The 3,387-nt window shown below is 47.0% G+C and carries 1 protein-coding gene; it reads right to left on the reverse strand.

What is annotated here, in order from left to right; all coding sequences use genetic code 11:
• Positions 1-3,387, reverse strand: a 3,387-nt coding sequence (gene traI / locus ACED28_RS22910) for a conjugative transfer relaxase/helicase TraI (protein ID WP_371710827.1), incomplete at both ends; no start/stop codon positions are given.

A 3,387-nucleotide genomic window follows, 5' to 3' on the forward strand; every position in this document is an offset into this window, starting at 1 on the left:
TGATTAAATTCCATCTCTTGTTGAGGTGAATATTCTTTTGGCTCAAAGTGGTCGAGTGATTGGCTGTCGGTTTCTTTTTTCTCATTATAGTTGAGGGTGTCTAATTCGCTCTCTTGATGAGAAGTGTGCGTCTCATTTAATTCAATGTTATGTGCGCTGTTATCTCGCTCTAATTTGTTAATGCACGATTTAATGTCCTCTTTAAGATTATCGTCTGACATGAATTGAATGTCTCGTCCATTAAAGTTCTCGACGATTTTCTCAATGTTGTTCGGGTTTAAATCGTGGTTGCCGTGATTTAATACAATAATGATGTTCTGTCTCAGTTCATCGGTGGAGATGTTTTGAATGTCGTTCTTATGATTGACATTGATAATGTCAATCTGTCCTTGGGTTTGGTCTCGAATTAGAAACGATTGTTCAATCGATGTGCTGATGATGGTGGTGTTTAAATTCTCCCCTTGATGGAATCTTGTTAATTGTTTGGATTTCGTCCCTAGGGTTCTTGGGTTAATGTCTAGGGAGGTATCTTTATTTCCTTGAGTGTCTAAATAGGTCACTTCAATGGCTTTGGTTTCGCCTTCTTTATTGTGGATGTTGGTTAGCATTGCAGGGTGAAGGGACCTATCTTCGGATGAATAGACCACAGAGTGGAATTTTACATGGTTGTTTTCGATGTTATTGACACCGAGCTTGTTTAAGTACGTTTGGGCGAGCGTGTTATCAATAGGTAAGCTTTGATTTATATAATCTTTAGCTCTTTCTTCAAACTTCGCAATATGCCTAGGTGTGGTGTTGAGTAATTTTTCGTGCTTACTGTTTTCCTCCAATTGATATTTGTCCGGTTCGTTTAGCATCTTGTTCGCTTCATTCATCGCTGCTTTATAGCCCATTTCCTTATGACTCATTATAAGGTTAATCAATGCGCCTTTTTCGCCTGTGGTGTAGTCTTTAAAATACCCACGATGTTCTCCAGTTAGGGTCACTTTAATCGCGGAAGGACCTATGCCAAAGGTTAAATAATCACGGTCTGATTTGGATTGGTTCGGCTTGCCTAATAACTGAACGACAAGGCTTTCTGTGTATTTTGGTAGCTGCGTCTTGATGTGCTCCTTAAATAGGGCGTAGTCAAAGTCACCGCTTTTATTTTGGAACCGAACGTCTTCGTGAGGGAGGGCATTACGGTTAAAGTAGATGGTGTCTTTAGGGGGCGTTTGGTTGAGGGTTTCTATCGCACTGGCTTTATGGCTTTCTTTAGAGAGCCAGCTTTTGACCAGTTGTTTGGTGTTGTCGGTATAGAGTCGAATGTGCTGGCTGGCACGGGTCACATCGATACCGGCGCGTCTTAAATTGGTCAGCGCGCCTTTGCTTTGAATGGCGCTAATGACGTGTTGATGAGTGGACCCTTGCGCCATGTCTGCGGTTCGACTGTAAGCGTAGTCCCAGTGCCCATCTTTAAGCGCCTTAGGGTTAATGTTGAGTGTTTGTCCAGCTTTAGATTGAGCGATAACACTGCCTGGTTCTGCTTGCGTGATGCGGTATTCCACGTTGGCTTTGATACCGCGGTCTTTATCGATAAAGCGCGTGATGATTTTATCGCCCGTTGAGAGTGGTTTTTCTGACGTAGAGAACAGCGTGGTGAAGCTGTGGTCACGGTTACGCGGTAAGAACGGCCTAGTTTTACCTGTCGCCGCGTCTTGAAGTGTCACCATGCCATGCTCTGAATCCACGTGAGTGATTGTCGCGTACTCACCGGGCCTGGTGCTCAGTACTAAGCCTTTTTGATAGGGCATCATGGTGGTGAGTTCTTCTCCGGTTGCCCCGATAGAGCGCAGTCTGGTTGCAATGATATTTTCTTTGCCAAGGTCATTATTTTTCATTAACCCGACACGGATGTATTCGGTGATGGTGTCACGCTCCTTGTTGGTGTAAGCGATGATAAGCGTGTTTTCTCTGGTTTCTGGGGTGCGCTCTAAATAGTCTTTGGCGACCACATAGGGCAGCTTCTCTGTGGCGGTGAGCTGCGCTCTGCGTCGGTCTTTGTCGTTTTCATCCAGCGTAGAAATGACATGCTGGCTGTTGCCCTGGGTATCAGGGGTTTGCTGCTGGAGTTTGTCTAGGGCGCTGAGCGGCTGTTTATCAATGGTGTTTTGCTGTGCATTGTGCAAGGTGTCATTTTGTGGACGTACCATATCGGTCATGTAAGCGGTATCGATGCGGCCTTGGCTTATGGCCAGCTCAAAGGGTTTACCGGCACTGAGTGATAAAAGCTGCTCTTTATCGCCCAATTTGGCTGTTTTGGACTGACTGTCATTGACCAGCTTTGTGAACTCATCGGCTTGCTTGTTGCTGACCATGGAGCTTTCATCGAGGAAGAACAAGGTGTGTTGATAGTCACTGGCTTCTCGATTGCCTTGTCGAATGTCAGAGAGCAAGCTTTCCAGGGTTTGCGCTTTCACGCCTTTGCTTTCGAGCTCTGCTACCGCTGCGTGAGTGGGCGCAAGACCGATGACGCTTTGCTCTGGCTGCTGGCTGGCTTCTTTGACTAACTGGATAAGTTCAATATTGGATTCAAGCATGGTGGACTTACCTGTACCGGCTAACCCTTGGATGGCCACAAAGTTGTCCTTGGTGGTTGAGATAAGGGTGATGGCGTCCTTTTGCCCCTGGGTTAAGCGAGGCTTGGTATCGAAAAAGTCTTGCACCTGCTTAGGCGTTGCAAAAGGTTGATGTTGGCCTTTACCATCATCGATGTTTTGTAAGATGCGCTTTTCAGTCTCCAGCGCGGCTTGCGTCGTCCAGCGTGTGCCGTCACTGTACTCTGCAGAGAGGGTGTTGCTGCGTTTAGTCAGCTCTGTTTCAACCTGCTCTTTGGTAATAGAGCCTCCGGCTTCTTCAAAGGCGTAACGCACCGCTTCCACTACTAAGGCTTTTTGGCTAAAAGCCGCTTCTCGCTCTGAGAGGTGGTTCAGGGCAAAGCTGACCGCTTTTTCGATGAGTGGGGCGTTTTGCGCTTTGGCTAGTGCTGACAGTGCCTGACTGACATCCTGCTTTAGCAAATCTTGGGTGGCGTCGTTTAGGTAGCGGTCGTTGACGTTTTGCGTCTGCAGTACACGCTCAATGGCTGACGGGGAGACCTGCTCTTTTTCAAGTGCGCTTTGGGCTTTGTCTGGTTTGTCGGTGAAGATATCAAGGCGCTCTGTTTTTTCAGTCAGGTCGTTTATCAGGGGCTTAGATAGGGTAAATGCTTTGCCTGACAGTAAAGTATGGGCTTTTGGCTCAATATGGTGGGCGCCGTGAACGTAGTCGTATTGCAGCGGCGCGTCTTTTAGGCTCTCTAAGTTGACGCGCTGCGTTTCCCCTTTGCTCTCAAGCGTGAGGCTTTCT

It is taken from the genome of Vibrio sp. 1F253 (genome assembly GCF_041439295.1).
GTDB classification, from domain to species: domain Bacteria; phylum Pseudomonadota; class Gammaproteobacteria; order Enterobacterales; family Vibrionaceae; genus Vibrio; species Vibrio tasmaniensis_A.